Below are 17,582 nucleotides of genomic sequence, written 5' to 3'. Positions count from 1 at the left end.
TTCGGGAGTCGAAAATAATCGATTCTGTATTTTTCAGATTTTCGAACATATCATTCAGATCAGATCTTTTGATTAATCCCATGTTCACATAACCCACCTTTTTTTCATCATCGAGAAACTTCCATTTTTCAGAAACCGGAGGATTTTCGCGAATAATTTCTTTCTGCAAATACGTTTTTACTTTTATGGCTAAATTAATTCCGTCCCTTTCAATTTTAAGCTCAAGTGAATCTTTATTGGTATACAGAAAAAGATATTTCGATTTGTTGATTTTTCCCCATGAATTGGAAGCCGGAAGATATTTCCCGAAAGAATTGATTTTCTGCGGAATCGTTAATCCTTCAACATCGTAGATCACATCACCAATTTTGAGCGGATTTTCTTCATTAAAAATAGTCGGATATGTTTTCGTTACAACCAGCTTTCCTTCCGCATAAGAATACTGTACCGGAACATTTTTTCTTCCGTATTGGTTTAAACTAGTCAGCCTTGAAAATAAAAAAGCATGCGAATCATCCGTTTTGGTCACAAGTTCAGCTAAAGTTAAATGATAGTTTTCATCATTATCAACAGCAAGAAATTTAGGAATCATTTCCCGTAAAACATCATTCCAGTTCTGATCGGTTTTATACTTGTAGGCAAAAAAATATTCTGCATAATTCCAATATCTGAACAGTTCAAGAAGAGCTGTTTGTTTTGAAGTAAATTTCGATCCGTAAGAATTCTCATTCCTGAAATAGACCTTTCTTCCCGTTAATCCGAAGTAATAATTTTCACCGATATTTCTGTTCTTCTCAATAAATTTTAGCTTCTGACTTACATTTTCAGAAAAAATACGCTGATCGCTCATCCATCCGAGATCAAAATTTTTTAAGAAATAAACTTTATTGTTATCATTTACACAATTTTTACAAACTTCAGTTTTTCCGAGACTTTCAATCCAGTTAGCATAAAATTCATTCAATTGATCTTTATTGTTAATATTTTCAAGTTCATCAATTTTCTGAAATAACTGCTGATCCCAATTAAACTTACCTTTTGCTACATTCGGATGATAATATTTTAAAAATCCCCACACTTTGCACAAAGATTCAAGCTTTTGATTTTCCGATAAAGCCTGTGCTGAAAATTGTAAACAGAAAAACAGAATGATAAAGAGTGAGAGTTTTCTCATGAAAAGGTTATTCAGTCAAAGATAGCTTTTAAACACAAACAGCACAACTATTTATTCAGAGAAGATTTTTATCCAGCCTTTGCTGAGTGAAACGCCTTTCCGAACGAAAATATGCAACACAACTGTAAAAAAAATCTTTGCGGACTTTGTGTTAAAAACAAATTCAACAAAGAAAGTTACTTTTAAAACAACAAACAGTTTAATGAAAATTAATTACCTCTAAAATATAAAATTCCTAAATTTGTTTGCAAATACAGACGTTTTCCAATGCAGAATAAGCTAAAAATCATCAACGATCCCGTTCACGGATTCATCAAAATTCCCCATGAAATTTTATTCGATATCATCGAGCATCCTTACTTTCAGAGATTAAGAAGGATAGGACAGACCGGACTTTTGAACCTCATTTTTCCGGGCGCGACACATACAAGATTTCATCACGCTTTAGGAGCCATGCATCTCATGTTTACTGCTTTGGAAACTTTGAAGCAGAAAGGCGTGAAAATTTCAGAAGAGGAAGAAAAAGGGGCAATGTTGGCTATTTTAATGCATGATATTGGTCATGGTCCGTTTTCCCACGCTCTGGAAAGTATGCTGATGGACGATTGGCATCATGAAAAATTATCTTTATTGCTAATGAATCGTCTGAATGATGAATTTAACGGAGAATTATCCTGCGCTATCGAAATGTTTCAGGGAAAATACCACCGAAAGTTTTTCAACCAGCTTATTTCTTCACAGCTCGATGTCGATCGGTTGGATTATTTGAAACGGGACAGCTTTTTTACGGGAGTTTCCGAAGGAAGCATCAATACACAGAGAATCATTTCCATGATGAACGTCTGTGATGAGGGCGAATTGGTGATTGATGCAAAAGGCGTTTATTCTATTGAGAATTTTCTTACCGCCAGAATGTTTATGTATTGGCAGGTGTATTATCATAAAACGTCTGCTCTGGCAGAATTTCTTCTCGTTAAAATTTTAGAAAGAGCCAAACTTTTGGTGTCGCAGGGAATCGATTTACCGGCAGCGGAAAATCTGAAATATTTTCTTCATCGCGGGAAAAGTACTGCTACAGATGAAGATATTGAAAGATTCACGCAGCTGGACGATAATGATATTATTCAGGCAATGAAAAACTGGCAGCACGCAGACGACATGATTTTGTCTTACTGGTGTAAATGTGTGATCCAGAGAAACCTTCCGAAAACCATTATTTCATCTCATCCTTTTGAGCCGGGTTTTATTGAAGAAAAAATAAAGAATTTGAATGAATTTTTCGGAATCGATAATGGGAAAGAACTCGTACACGAAATAAAAAGAAAACTCCTTCCTTACGATACCGAAAAACAGCCGATTTATCTGTTGCAGAAAAACGGTAAAAAAATACGACTTGATGAATCGGAAGACCAGCTTTTATCGGGCTTAATGGTAAATAAAACCACAAGGTATATTCTTACATTTCCAAGAAATATTTCACACATTATTTCTTAAAGAATATTAAAATTCACGTTCCGAAAACTAAAAAATGTTTGCGAATTACAGAATTTCTTATCTTTGCAGAATATGGAATTTACAGCTTCGCAAATTGCAAGTTTTATCGACGGAAAAATAATAGGTGACGAAAACGCACTTATTACTGGAGTTTCGCCCATAGAAAGCGGGGAAACAGGACATCTTTCTTTCATCGCGCAGGATAGATTTTCGCATTATTTAGAGACTTCAAAATGTTCCGTTATCATTGTTTCGGAAAAGCTTATCTCAAAAGATTCTTACCTTCCTACTGTTATTGCAGTAAAGGATGCTTATCTTTCTTTTCAGGTTCTCATGAATTTATATCAGGAAATGCAGGGAAGAAGAAAAGGAATCGAAAATGGTTCATCCATTCATGAAACTGCCGTAATCGGAGAAGATGTGTATATCGGAGCTTTTACCTACGTTTCAGAAAAGGCAAAAGTGGGAGAGGGAAGCCAGATTTATCCGCAGGTTTACATCGGAAAAGGGGTGAAGATCGGGAAAAACTGTAAAATTGACAGTGGAGCGAGAATTTATGATTACTGTATTATCGGAGACAATTGTGTTATTCATTCCAATACCGTAATCGGAGGAGACGGTTTCGGATTTCAGCCGACTCCGGACGGATTCAAAAAAATTCCGCAGTTAGGAAACGTTATCATTGAAGACGATGTGGAAATTGGTTCCAACTGCAGTATAGACAGAGCAACCATTGGTTCTACCGTTATCGGAAAAGGTACTAAAATTGATAATCTGATCCAGATTGCTCACAACGTAAAAATCGGAAAAAACAATGTAATTGCCGCACAAGCCGGAATTGCAGGATCTACAACCATCGGAGACTGGAACCAGATTGGAGGTCAGGTAGGTGTTGTAGGACACATCAAAATAGGAAATCAGGTAAAAATACAGGCTCAGAGTGGCGTAAATTCCAGCGTAAACGACAGAGAAACCATTTATGGATCTCCGGCGATCAGCTACAACGACTACCTTAGAAGCTATGTACATTTCAGAAACTTACCTGAAGTGGTAAAAAGAATAAATAATCTCGAGAATAACTCAAAAGATTAAAACTAATGAGTGATATGCAAAAAACACTTCAGCAGGAAGTGACACTTTCCGGAATCGGACTTCATACTGGTAAAGAAGTAAAATTAACCATGAAACCTGCAAAAGAAAATACAGGTTTCGTATTCGTAAGAACAGATTTGGAAGGAAATCCTCAGGTCGAAGCAGACGTTAACTACGTTGTAGCTACAGAAAGAGGAACAACATTAGAAAAACTGGGAGTAAAGATCACAACTTGCGAGCATCTTTTAGCGGCTTTGGTAGGCTGTGATATTGATAATGCCATTCTTGAAATGGATGCTTCCGAACCGCCGATCTTAGACGGTTCTTCAAAATTCTTTGTAGAAGCAATCGAAAGCGTAGGAGTAGTGGAGCAAAATATAGCAAGAGAATATCTTGTGGTAAAAGAAGTGCTTACTTACAGCGATCCGGCTACAGGATCTGAGATCACTATTATTCCTTCAGATACCTACGAAGTAACAACGATGGTAGATTTCGGGACCAAAGTTTTAGGAACTCAAAATGCTACGCTTAAAAATATTTCTGAGTTTAAAGAAGAAATTTCATCAGCAAGAACATTCAGCTTTTTACACGAGCTAGAAATGCTTTTAGATAACGGTTTGATTAAAGGCGGAGATATTTCCAACGCGATTGTTTATGTAGATAAAGATCTTACACCGGAAACCACAGAAAAACTAAAGAAAGCCTTTGGTAAAGATAACGTATCGATAAGACCAAACGGAATTCTTGATAATTTGAACTTAAACTATCCCAACGAAGCCGCAAGACACAAATTACTCGATGTGATCGGTGATCTGGCTTTGGCAGGAGTGAAAATAAAAGGTAAGGTAATTGCCAACAAACCGGGACATTACGTAAACACACAGTTTGCAAAAAAACTGAACCGTCAGTGGAAACTGCAGAAAAAGAAAAATGTTCCTGATTTTGATTTAACAAAAGAACCGGTTTTCGATATCAACGGAATCATGAAACTGATGCCTCACAGACCGCCGTTCTTATTGATCGATAAAATTCTTGAGCTTTCAGATTCTCATGTTGTGGGTCTTAAAAATGTTACAATGAACGAACCTTTCTTCGTTGGACATTTCCCGAAAGAGCCTGTAATGCCGGGAGTTTTACAGGTAGAAGCTTTAGCACAGACCGGAGGAATTCTTGTTTTGGCAAGCGTTCCGGATCCAGAAAATTACTCCACATACTTTATTAAAATAGATAAAGTAAAATTCAAGAGAAAAGTAATTCCGGGAGATACGCTCATCTTCAAGATTGAATTGATAGAGCCTATCAGAAGAGGAATTGTTCATATGCAGGGTTATGGTTATGTAGGAGATACAGTAGCGGTAGAAGCAGAACTTATGGCCCAAGTTGCAAAAAATAAAGTTGATTAAATGATTCATCAGTTAGCAGCCGTAGATAAACGTGCGAAAATCAGCAAAAATGTAATCGTAGAACCTTTTACTACTATTGCAGGGGACGTGGAAATTGGCGAAGGAACATGGATTGGTCCCAATGTTACCATCATGGATGGTGCAAGAATCGGTAAAAATTGCAGAATTTTTCCGGGAACGGTAATTTCTGCGATTCCTCAGGATTTGAAATTTGATGGTGAAGATACGCAGGTCATTATCGGCGATGAAACAACGATCAGAGAATGTGTAACGGTAAACAGAGGAACAAAAGCCCTAGGTTTTACCAAAATTGGGAAAAACTGTCTTATTATGGCAACTTCCCACATTGCTCATGATTGCGTAATCGGAGATCATGTGATCATCGTAAACGGTTGTGGTATTGCAGGTCATGTGGAAATCGGGGATTATACTGTGATGGGTGGTTTATCTGCTGTTCATCAGTTCGGAAAAATCGGAAAACACGTGATGATTTCGGGAGGAACTCTGGTAAGAAAAGATATTCCGCCTTATGTAAAAGTGGCAAGAGAACCAATGTCTTACGCAGGAATTAATTCTGTAGGTTTAAGAAGAAGAGGATTTACCAACGAAAAAATCTTTGAAATTCAGAAAATTTACAGAGCGATCTTCCAGATGAAAATGAACGTTTCCCAAGCGTTGCTTTACATAGAAAAAGAAATGCTTCCGACGGCTGAAAGAGATGAAATCCTTCAGTTTATCCAGAATTCTCCAAGAGGAATCGTAAAAGGATACGGGACAGGGAAGGAAAGAGAATAATAAAGAAAAGTTTAGCGTTGTTATCAATGAAAAGTCTGATTTTAGTTTTAATGTGTTTTACAGCATCTTTTTTGTCCGGACAACAGACAGAAGGATTAAAAACGGAGAAAACAGCCAAGACTTCTATTCTGGAAAGAAGACTGCCTTCAAAATCCAGTGACAGCATCGCTAAACATAATCTCAATGATATTCTGAAACAGAATAATTCCGGCAGTAATTCAATTTTTGGAACCGCCAATCCCTATCATTCCGAGATACAGACGAATGTAAACAGACTGAATAATAATGTGAATTCATTCAATAATAATGTTTTCAACAGACTGCCAACACAGGGAGAAGGAATACAATTTAACAAAAGAAAATAAAAAATATATAATAAATTAATGGCAACAAGTAACGATATCAGAAAAGGACTTTGCATCGAATACAGCAACGATATTTATAAAGTTATCGAATTCCTTCACGTAAAACCGGGAAAAGGTCCTGCTTTCGTTAGAACAAAATTAAAATCTGTAACCAACGGTAAAGTAATCGACAATACTTTCTCTGCAGGTCACAAAATTGATGAGGTAAAAGTAATCACAAGAAAATACCAGTATCTTTACGATGATGAAAATGGTTTCCACTTCATGAATAACGATGACTTCTCTCAGTTATACCTTAACAAAGAAATGATTGAAAACTCCAACCTGATGAAAGCGGGTGAAGAAGTAACCATCATTTTAAAAGAAGCAGACGAAACTCCGCTTTCGGCAGAATTACCGCAGTCCGTTTATCTGGAAGTGGTGGAAGCTGATCCGGGAGTAAAAGGAAACACGGCAACCAACGCTCTTAAAAATGCAATCGTAGAAACAGGAGCAAGAGTAATGGTTCCTCTGTTCATTGAGCCGGGAGACAAGATCAAAGTAAGCACAGAAGATGGTTCTTACTTAGAAAGAGTAAAAGAATAATTATTCACAAATAATATGAGGCTGGAAGTATAACAACTTTCAGCTTTCATTTTTTATGGCAGCTTTGTAGTTTACCCTGAGCTTGTCGAAGGGTTCGGTCGGGCTGTAATTAAAATTGGAAAAACAAAACCGTGTCAGGATTTCAAGACACCGTTGAAAATTTAAAACATCATTTAAAAAAAATATGACGTTTCATCAGCCACAAAAACTGAAAACCATTGCCGAACTTATCGGGGCAAAATTTGTAGGTTCAGAAGACTTCGAAGTGTTGGGAACGAATGAAATTCACATGGTAAAAGCCGGTGAAATCGTTTTCGTTAACCATCCCAAATATTACGATAAAGCATTAAATTCCGCTGCGACGATTATTTTGATCGATAAAGAAGTAGAATGTCCGGAAGGAAAAGCACTGTTGGTTTCAGAAGATCCTTTCAGAGATTTCAATAAAATCAATACCCATTTTACAAGAATCTATAACTTCACGGAAGAACTTCATGATGTAGAAATAGGAGAGGGAACAAAAATTCATGCTTCTGCGGTTATCGGAAATAACGTGAAAATAGGAAAAAACACCCTGATTTTTCCTAATGTTGTCATCGGCGACAGAACCGTAATTGGCGACAATGTAGTAATACAGTCCAATACCGTTTTAGGCGGTGACGCTTTTTATTACAGAAAATTAAACGGTAATTTCGACCGTCTCATTTCAGTAGGAAATGTAGTGATCAAGAACAATGTAGAGATCGGAAACGGTTGTACTATCGACAGAGGAGTTACAGATTCTACCATTATCGGAGAAGGTTCTGTTCTGGATAATCAGATCCAGATCGGGCACGATACCGTGATCGGAAAAAAATGTCTTATCGCTTCTCAGGTCGGTATTGCAGGATGCTGTGTTATTGGTGATGAGGTTACCTTATGGGGACAGGTCGGTATCGCTTCAGGCAATAAAATTGAAAGCGGTTCCGTATTATTAGGGAAAACCGGAGTAAACAGAGATCTAGAAAAAGGAACTTACATCGGGATGTTTGCGGAAGATTTTAAAACGTATCTTAAAAAAGAAGTCAAACTGAGAAATCTCAAATAAACAAATTAGTTAGATTTATCTTAAATCAAAGAAATTTAATTAAATTTGTGTGCATTTAAAAAAGTAATAAATAAATTAAATAAATAATAAAATGTCAATTTTAGTAAACAAAGATTCTAAAGTAATTGTACAAGGATTTACAGGGAACGAAGGTACTTTCCACGCAAGCCAGATGATCGAATACGGAACCAACGTAGTAGGTGGTGTTACTCCGGGAAAAGGAGGAAGCGAGCACTTAGGGAAGCCTGTATTCAATACGGTAGCAGATGCTGTAGAAAAAGCCGGAGCTAACGTAAGTATTATTTTCGTACCGCCTGCATTTGCTGCTGACGCTATTATGGAAGCTGCTGAAGCTGGGATCAAAGTTATTGTATGTATTACTGAAGGTATTCCTGTAGCGGATATGGTGAAAGTAAAATCTTACATTGCTGACAGAGACTGCAGATTAATCGGTCCGAACTGCCCGGGAATCATTACTTCTGAAGAAGCTAAAATTGGGATTATGCCAGGTTTCGTTTTCAAAAAAGGTAAAGTAGGTATCGTTTCTAAATCCGGTACTCTTACTTACGAAGCTGCAGATCAGGTAGTAAGAGCGGGTTACGGTATCTCTACAGCAATCGGTATCGGTGGAGACCCGATCATCGGAACAACTACAAGAGAAGCTTTGGAATTATTCATCAACGATCCTGAAACTGAAGCGGTTGTAATGATCGGAGAAATCGGTGGAGGTCTTGAAGCGGAAGCAGCAAGATGGTACAAAGCAAGTGGTTCTACAAAGCCGGTTGTAGGTTTCATCGCAGGGCAGACTGCTCCTAAAGGAAGAACAATGGGGCACGCAGGTGCAATCGTAGGCGGAGCAGAAGATACAGCTCAGGCTAAAATGGAAATCATGAGAGAAAACGGAATTAACGTGGTAGACTCTCCTGCTGATATTGGTGCTACTGTTGCAAAAATTCTAGGATAACATAAACATAACGATATGAAAAAATTTTTATTAGCCTCTGCATTGGCACTTTCTACCATGTCTTTCGCACAGATCGATTTTGGCAGCACAAGATTCGGTGTTACTGTAGGAGGAAACTATTCCCGAGTGAAGAATGCTCATAACCCTTCCGGACCGAGATATACCGTTCAGGCAGGAGTATTGGCTTTAATACCGATAGGTTCAGCCAACCAGTTTTTCATACAGCCTGAAGTAGTTTACTTTGGAGCAGGAGAAACAGGAAAGGATAAAGATGCTAAAAACTATCCCGGTTATGATGCGGTATACGCAAATAACTATCTGAGTGTACCGATCTCTTTTAAAGGGTATTTTTCTGAATCTGAATCTGAATTTTTTGGGTTAATAGGTCCCAGATTTAATTTTTTATTAAGTCAGAACGTTAAAAACGCACCTAAGATCTACTACACAAAAGATCAGATTGATCCGAATTATCCTAATGTAAACGGTAAAGCGAGTTCATTTAACTTTGGAATAGGACTAGGAGTAGGATATAGTTATAAAAGACAGCTTGAACTTACGGCAAAATATGATTTCGGAGTTACGAATACATATCCCGGCCTTGATCAGGAGCCGAAAGGAACCAATAAAGGAAAGTCTGAGCAGGTTCTTAGTTTAAGCTTAAGCTACATCTTCAAATAAAAATTGATTCTAATCAAAACATAAAAACTCCCGAAACTAAATGTTTCGGGAGTTTTTATATAAAATAATTCTGCTTACAGCTTATCCTTTAATCCATTTCCAGATTTCCTTCAGAGTAGCTTTATTTCCATACATTAAAATTCCGACACGATAAATTTTACCTGCCAGAAATATCATAAAAAGAGTCGTTCCTAAAAGCAAGCCAATAGACAGCGCAATCTGCCACGCCGGAACTCCGTAAGGAATTCTTGCGATCATTGCCACAGGAGACGTAAACGGAATAATAGAAAGCCAGAATCCTAAAGGACCATCCGGATTATTCATTAACGTGAAACTCCCATACATTCCAAGCATTAAAGGCAGAACTGCAAATAATGTGAACTGCTGCGTTTCTGTCTCGTTATCTACAGCAGAACCGATTGCGGCATAAATGGAACTGTAAAAGATATATCCTAAAAGGAAAAATGTAATAAAAACAAAAATAATTAAAGGGAAATTCAGTTCCAGTAAACTATGCGAAATCTGAGTTCCCATCTGTAAAACATCAAATTTTTCAGCAACACCTTCATTCCCGGGAATATTTTTCGGAATGGCAGAAAATCCGGTATTCAGAACCAAAGCTCCGATAACCGACATCGTGATCCAAACGATAAATTGAGTAAGTGCAACCATTGTTACCCCCAGAATTTTACCCATCATCAGTTCAAAAGGCTTCACCGAAGAAATAATAATTTCCACAACACGGTTATTTTTCTCTTCCAGTACGCTTCTCATCACCCTAACTCCGTAGATAATGATAAACATGAAAGTCACGTACATTAAAAGCATACTCAGAACGCTTTTTACGCCGAAAGCAAGATCAGAATCTTCTTTGTTATTTTCCGAGACGTTAATCGTTTTCAAATTGAAACTTTTGTCCAGATTATCAAGCTGTACTTCAGCGATACCCAGTTTTTTTATTTTCTCTTTTTTGATGACTTCATTAATGTCCGAAACAATTTTTTGCTTCGTATCAAACCCGATTTTATTGTTGATAACAAGCCTCGTATTCTTTTCTAATTCGTCAAAATTCTGATCTTTCAGTTCAGGCAGAACCAAAATTCCGTCTAAAGATTCATTATTCTTCAGATTATTGATCTTTGACTTTTCATCTGCCGCAGAAACAAAAACATAGTTCAGTTTATCATTCGATTTCAGTTGATTTTTAAACAAGCCGTTTTTGTCAACTACTTCAATAATGCTGTGAGATTCGTTAGCCTTAAACATCAAACCGATAACAGCACCAAAACCCAGTAAAAGAATCGGAGCTAAAAGCGTTAATATGATGAAAGATTTTTTCTTAACCTGCGTAAGAAATTCTCTTTTTGTAATTAAAAAAATATTATTCATAATTAAGAATTATTGCTTACCGCATTAATAAACACCTCGTTCATACTCGGAATTTTTTCGTCGAATGACCTTACTTTTCCCACATGTATAAGATCCAGAAGAATATGATTCTGGTCGGCTTCATTTTTCAGATCAAAGGAAAGCAAATTGTTTTCATTGCTGATATTGAAAATTTCATATTTATTTCTGAAAGCCTCCAGTTGAGAATCATTGACATCAGAAACCGTAATTCCGAAAATATTTTTCTTGAATTTCTCGCGTACATCGAAAACCCTTCCGTCGATAATTTTTTTTGAATTATTAATCAAAGCCACATAATCGCACATTTCCTCCACACTTTCCATTCGGTGAGTAGAAAGAATAATGGTAGTTCCGTTATTCTTAAGATCAATAATCTGGTCTTTAATTAAATTGGCATTTACAGGATCAAAACCAGAAAAAGGTTCATCAAGAATCAACAAATGCGGACGGTGAAGAACGGTAACCACAAACTGTATTTTCTGCGCCATCCCTTTTGACAGCTCAGACAGCTTTTTCTTCCACCATTGGTCGATGTGAAGTTTATCAAACCACTTTTTTGCCTCGGTTAAAGCATCATTCTTTTTCATGCCTTTCAGTTCTCCGAAATAGAGAAGCTGATCTCCTACGGTCATGTTTTTATACAGCCCGCGTTCTTCAGGCATATATCCGATATCTTTAATATGATCCGGATTAAGCTTTTGTCCGTTGATCTGTATTTCTCCGGAATCTGCCTGCGTAATTTGATTGATAATCCGGATAAAAGAGGTTTTTCCGGCTCCGTTCGGACCTAAAAGACCATACACACTTCCTTTCGGAACATGGATGCTGAAATCATCCAAAGCTACCTTTTTTCCTGCGTTATAGGTCTTTCTAATATGTTCAGCTTTTAGCATTAATTTGTTTTTATAATTAGTATAAAAATGTTCCGAAAGTTACGGAATAATTAAGCTAAAAGAAAAAATCCTGATGATTATCAGGATTTAAATTATTGTTTCATAATCTGTGTGACTTTCATCGTGTTGTCACTCAGAATATATCGGATTAAATATTTACCGGGCTTTAGTTTTTCAATATTAATCTCACCGGAATTCATGTTTACCGAGTAGCTTGCGATCTGTGTACCCAAAATCGAGTAGAAAATCACACTTCTGATTTTCAGGTTCGGATCTTTCGCTTTTACGATAAGGAAATCCTTAGCCGGATTAGGATAAGCAACAAGCACTCCGTCATCAGACTTCTGAGAGAAGGAAGCCGGCTCCTTTATCTGCGCCTTCATATTGTTGGAAAATCCAACAAATGCGCCTAAAAAGATAAACAAAAGTAAAAGTTTTCTCATCAAATTATAATTTCTAAGGGATATTTTAACAAAAATAAATAATTCTGCAATTCTACGCAATAGTTTTTTTATATAAGTTGTAGTAAATTTGCATTAAATTTCATTCAAAAAGTATTCCAAAATGATACATTCAAGAAATAGAAGGCTGAGAGTAAACGAATCTGTAAGAAGTCTGGTAAGAGAATGTTCTCTTACAACCAATGATTTTGTAATGCCGATCTTCGTAATGGAGGGCGAGAATAAAGAAGAACCGATCCCGTCGATGCCGGGAATTTTCAGAAGAAGTATTGATCTGACGGTGAAAGAATGTAAGGAATTATTTTCTTTAGGCATAAAAGCGGTTAATCTTTATATGAAGGTTTCAGAAGACCTGAAAGACAATACCGGAAAAGAAGCATGGAATAAAAACGGACTGATGCAGAACACGATCAGAGCTATAAAAGATGCACTTCCCGAAATGGTAGTAATGCCCGATGTTGCTTTAGATCCGTATTCTATTTACGGTCATGACGGAATTATCGAAAACGGAAAAATTGTAAATGATGCTACAAACGATGCTTTGGCAAGAATGTCTGTGTCACACGCAGAAGCAGGAGCAGACATTGTGGCACCAAGTGACATGATGGATGGCAGAGTTCAGGTCATTCGTGAAGCATTGGAAGACAGCGGATTTACCGATGTGGGTATTTTAAGCTATGCTGCAAAATATGCAAGTTCTTTCTACGGACCTTTCAGAAGCGCATTAGACAGTGCTCCGAAAGATAATATGGAAATTCCGAAGGATAAAAAAACATATCAGATGGATTTTCATAATTCCAGAGAAGCGTTAAACGAAGTTTTTAAAGATATTGAAGAAGGAGCCGATATTATCATGATTAAACCGGGACTTCCGTATCTGGATATTGTTTCTAAAGTTCGTGAAGCGATTGATCTTCCGATTGCGGTTTACAACGTGAGCGGAGAATATGCTATGGTAAAAGCGGCTGCGCAAAACGGATGGCTGGATAATGATAAAACTATTATTGAAAGCTTAACCTGCTTTAAAAGAGCCGGAGCTGATATGATTTTCACGTATTTCGCGAAAGAAGCTGCAATGATTTTGAACAGATAATTTTTTTACATTATATTTTAAATAAAAAAACATTTCGGATCGAAATGTTTTTATCAATAGAAACGGGCTTTAGCCCGTTTTTTATTGATGAACTCCAAATTAGGCTTTAGCCAAAACTTATTTTTGAAACCAAAGAAAATAATTGATGATTGTAAGCTTGGTTAAAAAACCATTCCTAAAAGCATCAGGAAATATTAAAATCTTTCCCTTTCGTAAATTTTGCAGCAAATGGAGCCTGATTTCCGGTATATTTCAGAACAAAATTCTTTTTTGTATCCGTATCAACATTGGCTTTTACTTCAACATCCTGTGTCTGGAAACTCACATCAAGATTTACGCCTGCGTCTTTTTCAAGATTAATTTCCACACTTTCTGCATAAAATAAAGAAGTACTCAGATAATTAAATTTGATGTTCTTCCTGTATGATCTGGATTCGTTTTGGGTAAATTCAGAATATTTTCTGAGGATTTCTATTCCCGGAGAATCAATATTGGTGATTCTGGATTTTGTAACCCCGTTTACCTTTACAGAAAAATCTTTGGCGCTTTTAATGTCGCCTTTAATTCCGATATTAAAAAGAGAGGGAAGAGCAAGTCCGAATTCAATCATGCTGTCTTTCGTAAATTCAAAATCAGGAATCAGAGCCGGAAATTTCTGAACATTCATCAGTTGATTTTTAACCGTACTTAACTGGTCGCTGCCAAATAAATAACCTATGAGATTATTATTTGTGGTTCTCCAGTTTCTTCCGTTCCATTCGTAGATTTCGCAAAGCAAAGTATCAGTGGAAGAATGCGGAAGCAGATCCATATCCTGCCATTTGAAAACTTCTTTCGCATAAGGTCTTCGGTTGATGATGTTTACACCAAGATCTAAAGCTAAAAGCTCGGTAAGCTGTTGATTATTTTCCATAGTAATAATAAGTGTTGATGAAAGCTTAAAATTATGGAAATAAAATAAAGTTTTTAAAAATTTTGAGTTAAATATTATTCGAAGAATCTTTAAACGATGTATTAAAATTTCACAAAACTTTCAAGTCCATTTTTTAATCTAAAATTTGAATTCAAAAAAACTTTATCTTTGCCCTTATGATTTTACGCGGAGAAAACTTAATCAAAGAATACGGTCCTAAAAAAGTAGTAAAAGGCGTTTCTGTACAGGTTCAGCAGGGAGAAATTGTGGGTTTGCTTGGTCCGAACGGAGCAGGAAAAACCACTTCGTTTTACATGATTGTCGGTTTGGTTAAGCCTACTTCCGGAAAAATTTTCCTCGACAAACAGGAAATTACCACCGATGCCATGTACCGCAGAGCTCAGAAAGGTATTGGCTATCTTGCTCAGGAAGCATCTGTTTTCCGTAAACTTTCGGTGGAAGACAATATCATGGGCGTTTTGCAGTTAACCAAGCTTTCAAAACGCGAACAGCAGATGAAATGTGATGAGCTGATTGAAGAGTTTTCTTTACAGCACGTCCGTAAAAACCGTGGAGATCTTTTGTCCGGTGGGGAAAGACGTAGAACAGAGATCGCAAGATGTCTTGCAACAGATCCGAGTTTTATTCTTCTGGATGAACCTTTCGCCGGAGTAGACCCGATTGCGGTAGAAGATATCCAAAAAATCGTAAGAAGTCTTACGGATAAAAATATCGGAATCCTGATTACCGATCACAACGTTCAGCAGACTCTTGCAATTACCAACAAAACATACATTATGTTTGAAGGAAGAATCCTTAAAGAAGGACTTCCGGAAGAACTGGCAAACGATCCGCAGGTAAGAGAAGCTTATTTAGGAGAAAACTTCGTTTACCAAAGCATTTTCGATAAACCGCAAAAGAAAAGTTACGGATATAATATCTGGGCTGGAAATTTCGATTCTAAAACCCAGTTTCAGAATTTTGTGGACGAAAATTTTGCGCAGTTTGATGATCTCAGATTGCTGTATGGCTTTGAAGATATCAGTTTTGCCTCATTGGGGAATTCGGAAATTCAGCATATTTTTAATGAGGTGGTGGATAAAAATGCCAATAATTCTTTTGTGTTTCAGAAGAAAGAGATTAATTCAATATATTCTTTGGAACAGGCAGAAACAGACTCAAAAGCTGCCAGTAAACCTGAGTTACATTATCTTACAACTTACGTATTCGAAAATTAAAATAAAGCAATTATTTGCTGAAAAATAGAATAAAACGTACCTTTTTCTCTGTAAAACGGTACGTTTTTTATTAAAATCATTCTATGGCAAAACCTTTCAACAGAACCGTCACCTTATTCGGAATCTATAAACAGCTTTTTCCTTTCATCAGACCGTATCGTTTGATGATCTACGGAACGCTCTTTCTAACCTTTTTGGGAGCTTTGGCGGCACAGGTCAATCCTTTGGTCTTAAAATATACGGTAGATGAGGTAACCAAACTTACGCATCTTCCGCATCCGATGTCGGAAGGAGTTCATATTCTCGTAATTATTTCCGTTATTTTATTGGGAAAAGAATTGCTGAACATCTTCATCAATTTCGGACAGAAATTCTATGGTGAAAAGATCAGGATTAATGTAAGTTCTATTCTCGCACAATCTGCCATCGATAAAATTTTAACGTACAGAGTTGCCTATTTTAATGATGAAAACCACGAATCCGGAAAATTGCAGATCAGAATAGACAGAGGAATTGAAAGTCTAACACGACTGGTGCAGAACTTTTTTATTGATATGCTGCCTTTGTTTTCAAATTCAATTATTGCATTGGTTATCATGTATCTTCAAAATGTGTACGTCGGAATTGTTTCTACCATCATTGTTCCCATCTATTTTTATGTAAGCTCATTACAGGCGAAGAAATTAAGCGGAGTGAGAAGAACTCTGAGAAACCAGCGTGAACAGAAAACTTCAGGACTTTTAAATCTAATCAACTCCATTATGGTGATTAAAAGTTTTGTCCGAGAAAAATTCGAAGGAAAAAAACAGTACGACTTGCAGATGCAGTTGATGGAAAGTCAAATGTTTACGAGAAAAACAAACTTTATTTATGATGGTTTAAAAACGTTTATCGAACAGTTTGGAGTGGTTTTAATAATCCTTCTGACAGTTTATCTCGTTCTCGATCAGCAGATGACCATCGGAGCGATTATGCTTCACATCATGCTTTTCAATAATGTTTCGGCTCCCATTCGACAACTGCACAGAATTTATGATGATATGAATGATGCGATGATCTACGCAGAAGGTTATTTTGATATTTTAAATGCAGACGACGAAAAAGAACCGAACGGAAATTTTGTAGAAAAAGATATCAAAGGAAATTTTGAATTAAAAAACATTAATTTCACGTATCCAAACGGGACACAGGCTTTACACGATGTTTCCATGAAAATTGAAAACGGAAAAACCACTGCTTTGGTCGGATTAAGTGGCGCAGGAAAATCAACGATTATCAATCTTCTGTGTAAATTTTACCTTCCCGATTCCGGAGAAATTCTTTTGGATGGGGTAGGTCTCAATCATTTCGACAATACTTTTCTGAGAAATGATCTGGGATTGGTACTTCAGAAAAACCATATTTTTCAGGGAAGCATCGAAGACAATATCCGATACGGAAATATGAATGCGACATTCGAAGAAATTGAAGAAGCAGCTAAAAAAGCCTATCTCCACGAACAGATTTTAGATTTACCGGAAAAATATAACCATGATGCCACGCAGCTTTCTGGAGGACAGCAGCAGAGAATTGCCATCGCCAGATTATTCTTAAAAAATCCACCGATTATTTTTCTTGATGAACCAACGGCGAGCCTCGATGCCATCGCCACAGAACAGATCAAAAATTCTCTGGATGCGATAAAAGAAGGCAGAACCGTGATTATCATTTCCCATTCTTTATCGCAGATTTTGGATTCGGATAAAATTTACGTTATGAAAAAAGGCAGAGTAGTGGAAAGCGGAACGCACGATGAACTGGTACAGATCAACGGAACCTACAGAGAAATTTTTGATGCCTCTGCGAGGAGTTTAAATCTGGATAAATTGGTTAATACTTATAATGATAAAAGATAAAAGATAAAAGATAAAAGATAAAAGATAAAAGATAAAAGATAA

The 17,582-nt window shown here is 36.8% G+C and carries 16 protein-coding genes and 1 pseudogene; 12 read left to right on the top strand and 5 right to left on the bottom strand.

Annotated features, from left to right (window positions below):
- On the bottom strand, positions 1-1,174 hold a 1,174-nt coding region (locus WFK35_RS10475; protein WP_336732600.1), incomplete at its 3' end, for a hypothetical protein.
- Positions 1,175-1,441: 267 nt separating this feature from the next.
- On the opposite strand from WFK35_RS10475, the gene WFK35_RS10470 reads away from it, so the two are divergent.
- The 9 genes from WFK35_RS10470 to WFK35_RS10430 all read left to right on the top strand — a co-directional run bounded on the left by WFK35_RS10470 (position 1,442) and on the right by WFK35_RS10430 (position 9,637).
- Complete coding sequence (locus tag WFK35_RS10470) at positions 1,442-2,668, top strand: HD domain-containing protein (RefSeq protein ID WP_336732599.1); 1,227 nt, start codon at positions 1,442-1,444, stop codon at positions 2,666-2,668.
- A gap of 72 nt (positions 2,669-2,740) precedes the next feature.
- Positions 2,741-3,760: a UDP-3-O-(3-hydroxymyristoyl)glucosamine N-acyltransferase gene (gene lpxD, locus WFK35_RS10465; protein WP_185204981.1), complete on the top strand. Its 1,020-nt coding sequence runs from the start codon at positions 2,741-2,743 to the stop codon at positions 3,758-3,760.
- A 5-nt stretch (positions 3,761-3,765) separates the two neighbouring features.
- Positions 3,766-5,163 carry a bifunctional UDP-3-O-[3-hydroxymyristoyl] N-acetylglucosamine deacetylase/3-hydroxyacyl-ACP dehydratase gene (locus WFK35_RS10460; protein ID WP_336732598.1) on the top strand — a complete coding sequence of 466 codons (1,398 nt, stop codon included), beginning with the start codon at positions 3,766-3,768 and terminating at the stop codon, positions 5,161-5,163.
- Positions 5,164-5,958, top strand: a complete 795-nt coding sequence (lpxA, locus tag WFK35_RS10455; protein ID WP_076395592.1) for an acyl-ACP--UDP-N-acetylglucosamine O-acyltransferase — start codon at positions 5,164-5,166, stop codon at positions 5,956-5,958.
- A 26-nt stretch (positions 5,959-5,984) separates the two neighbouring features.
- Positions 5,985-6,323 (top strand): hypothetical protein, encoded by a 339-nt coding sequence (locus tag WFK35_RS10450; RefSeq protein WP_336732597.1) that lies wholly within the window; start codon positions 5,985-5,987, stop codon positions 6,321-6,323.
- 18 nt (positions 6,324-6,341) lie between these two features.
- The gene (gene efp / locus WFK35_RS10445) at positions 6,342-6,908 is read left to right on the top strand and encodes an elongation factor P (RefSeq protein ID WP_027379799.1); all 567 of its coding nucleotides are present in this window, start codon (positions 6,342-6,344) and stop codon (positions 6,906-6,908) included.
- Between the two features lie 184 nt (positions 6,909-7,092).
- Positions 7,093-7,995, top strand: a complete 903-nt coding sequence (locus WFK35_RS10440; RefSeq protein WP_336732596.1) for a UDP-3-O-(3-hydroxymyristoyl)glucosamine N-acyltransferase — start codon at positions 7,093-7,095, stop codon at positions 7,993-7,995.
- A 91-nt stretch (positions 7,996-8,086) separates the two neighbouring features.
- Positions 8,087-8,959, top strand: coding sequence for a succinate--CoA ligase subunit alpha (gene sucD / locus WFK35_RS10435; RefSeq protein WP_047488432.1), 873 nt, complete (start codon positions 8,087-8,089; stop codon positions 8,957-8,959).
- 15 nt (positions 8,960-8,974) lie between these two features.
- A complete protein-coding gene (locus WFK35_RS10430) occupies positions 8,975-9,637 on the top strand; it encodes a porin family protein (RefSeq protein WP_076395586.1) in 663 nt (220 codons plus the stop codon).
- Between the two features lie 81 nt (positions 9,638-9,718).
- On the opposite strand, the gene WFK35_RS10425 is transcribed toward WFK35_RS10430, so the two are convergent.
- The 3 genes from WFK35_RS10425 to WFK35_RS10415 all read right to left on the bottom strand — a co-directional run bounded on the left by WFK35_RS10425 (position 9,719) and on the right by WFK35_RS10415 (position 12,383).
- Positions 9,719-11,026 carry an ABC transporter permease gene (locus WFK35_RS10425; RefSeq protein WP_336690978.1) on the bottom strand — a complete coding sequence of 436 codons (1,308 nt, stop codon included), beginning with the start codon at positions 11,024-11,026 and terminating at the stop codon, positions 9,719-9,721.
- A 2-nt stretch (positions 11,027-11,028) separates the two neighbouring features.
- The gene (locus WFK35_RS10420) at positions 11,029-11,940 is read right to left on the bottom strand and encodes an ABC transporter ATP-binding protein (RefSeq protein WP_336732595.1); all 912 of its coding nucleotides are present in this window, start codon (positions 11,938-11,940) and stop codon (positions 11,029-11,031) included.
- Positions 11,941-12,032: 92 nt separating this feature from the next.
- Positions 12,033-12,383: a T9SS type A sorting domain-containing protein gene (locus tag WFK35_RS10415; RefSeq protein ID WP_108408557.1), complete on the bottom strand. Its 351-nt coding sequence runs from the start codon at positions 12,381-12,383 to the stop codon at positions 12,033-12,035.
- A gap of 121 nt (positions 12,384-12,504) precedes the next feature.
- Between WFK35_RS10415 and hemB the strand changes: the two genes are divergently transcribed.
- The gene (hemB, locus tag WFK35_RS10410) at positions 12,505-13,494 is read left to right on the top strand and encodes a porphobilinogen synthase (protein ID WP_288458670.1); all 990 of its coding nucleotides are present in this window, start codon (positions 12,505-12,507) and stop codon (positions 13,492-13,494) included.
- A 184-nt stretch (positions 13,495-13,678) separates the two neighbouring features.
- Here the strand turns inward: hemB and WFK35_RS10405 are convergent, their stop codons facing one another.
- Positions 13,679-14,407 (bottom strand): hypothetical protein, encoded by a 729-nt coding sequence (locus WFK35_RS10405; protein WP_087709283.1) that lies wholly within the window; start codon positions 14,405-14,407, stop codon positions 13,679-13,681.
- Between the two features lie 176 nt (positions 14,408-14,583).
- Between WFK35_RS10405 and lptB the strand changes: the two are divergent.
- Both lptB and WFK35_RS10395 read left to right on the top strand, forming a co-directional pair.
- Positions 14,584-15,309: pseudogene (gene lptB, locus WFK35_RS10400) on the top strand (LPS export ABC transporter ATP-binding protein); the annotation flags it as partial.
- 500 nt (positions 15,310-15,809) lie between these two features.
- A complete protein-coding gene (locus WFK35_RS10395) occupies positions 15,810-17,540 on the top strand; it encodes an ABC transporter ATP-binding protein (RefSeq protein WP_336732601.1) in 1,731 nt (576 codons plus the stop codon).
- Positions 17,541-17,582 lie beyond the last annotated feature (42 nt).

Origin of the sequence: Chryseobacterium sp. VD8, assembly GCF_037149975.1 — a bacterium.
In the GTDB taxonomy this organism is placed as follows: Bacteria; Bacteroidota; Bacteroidia; order Flavobacteriales; family Weeksellaceae; genus Chryseobacterium; species Chryseobacterium indicum.
This window is presented reverse-complemented; position numbering and strand designations above follow the sequence as displayed.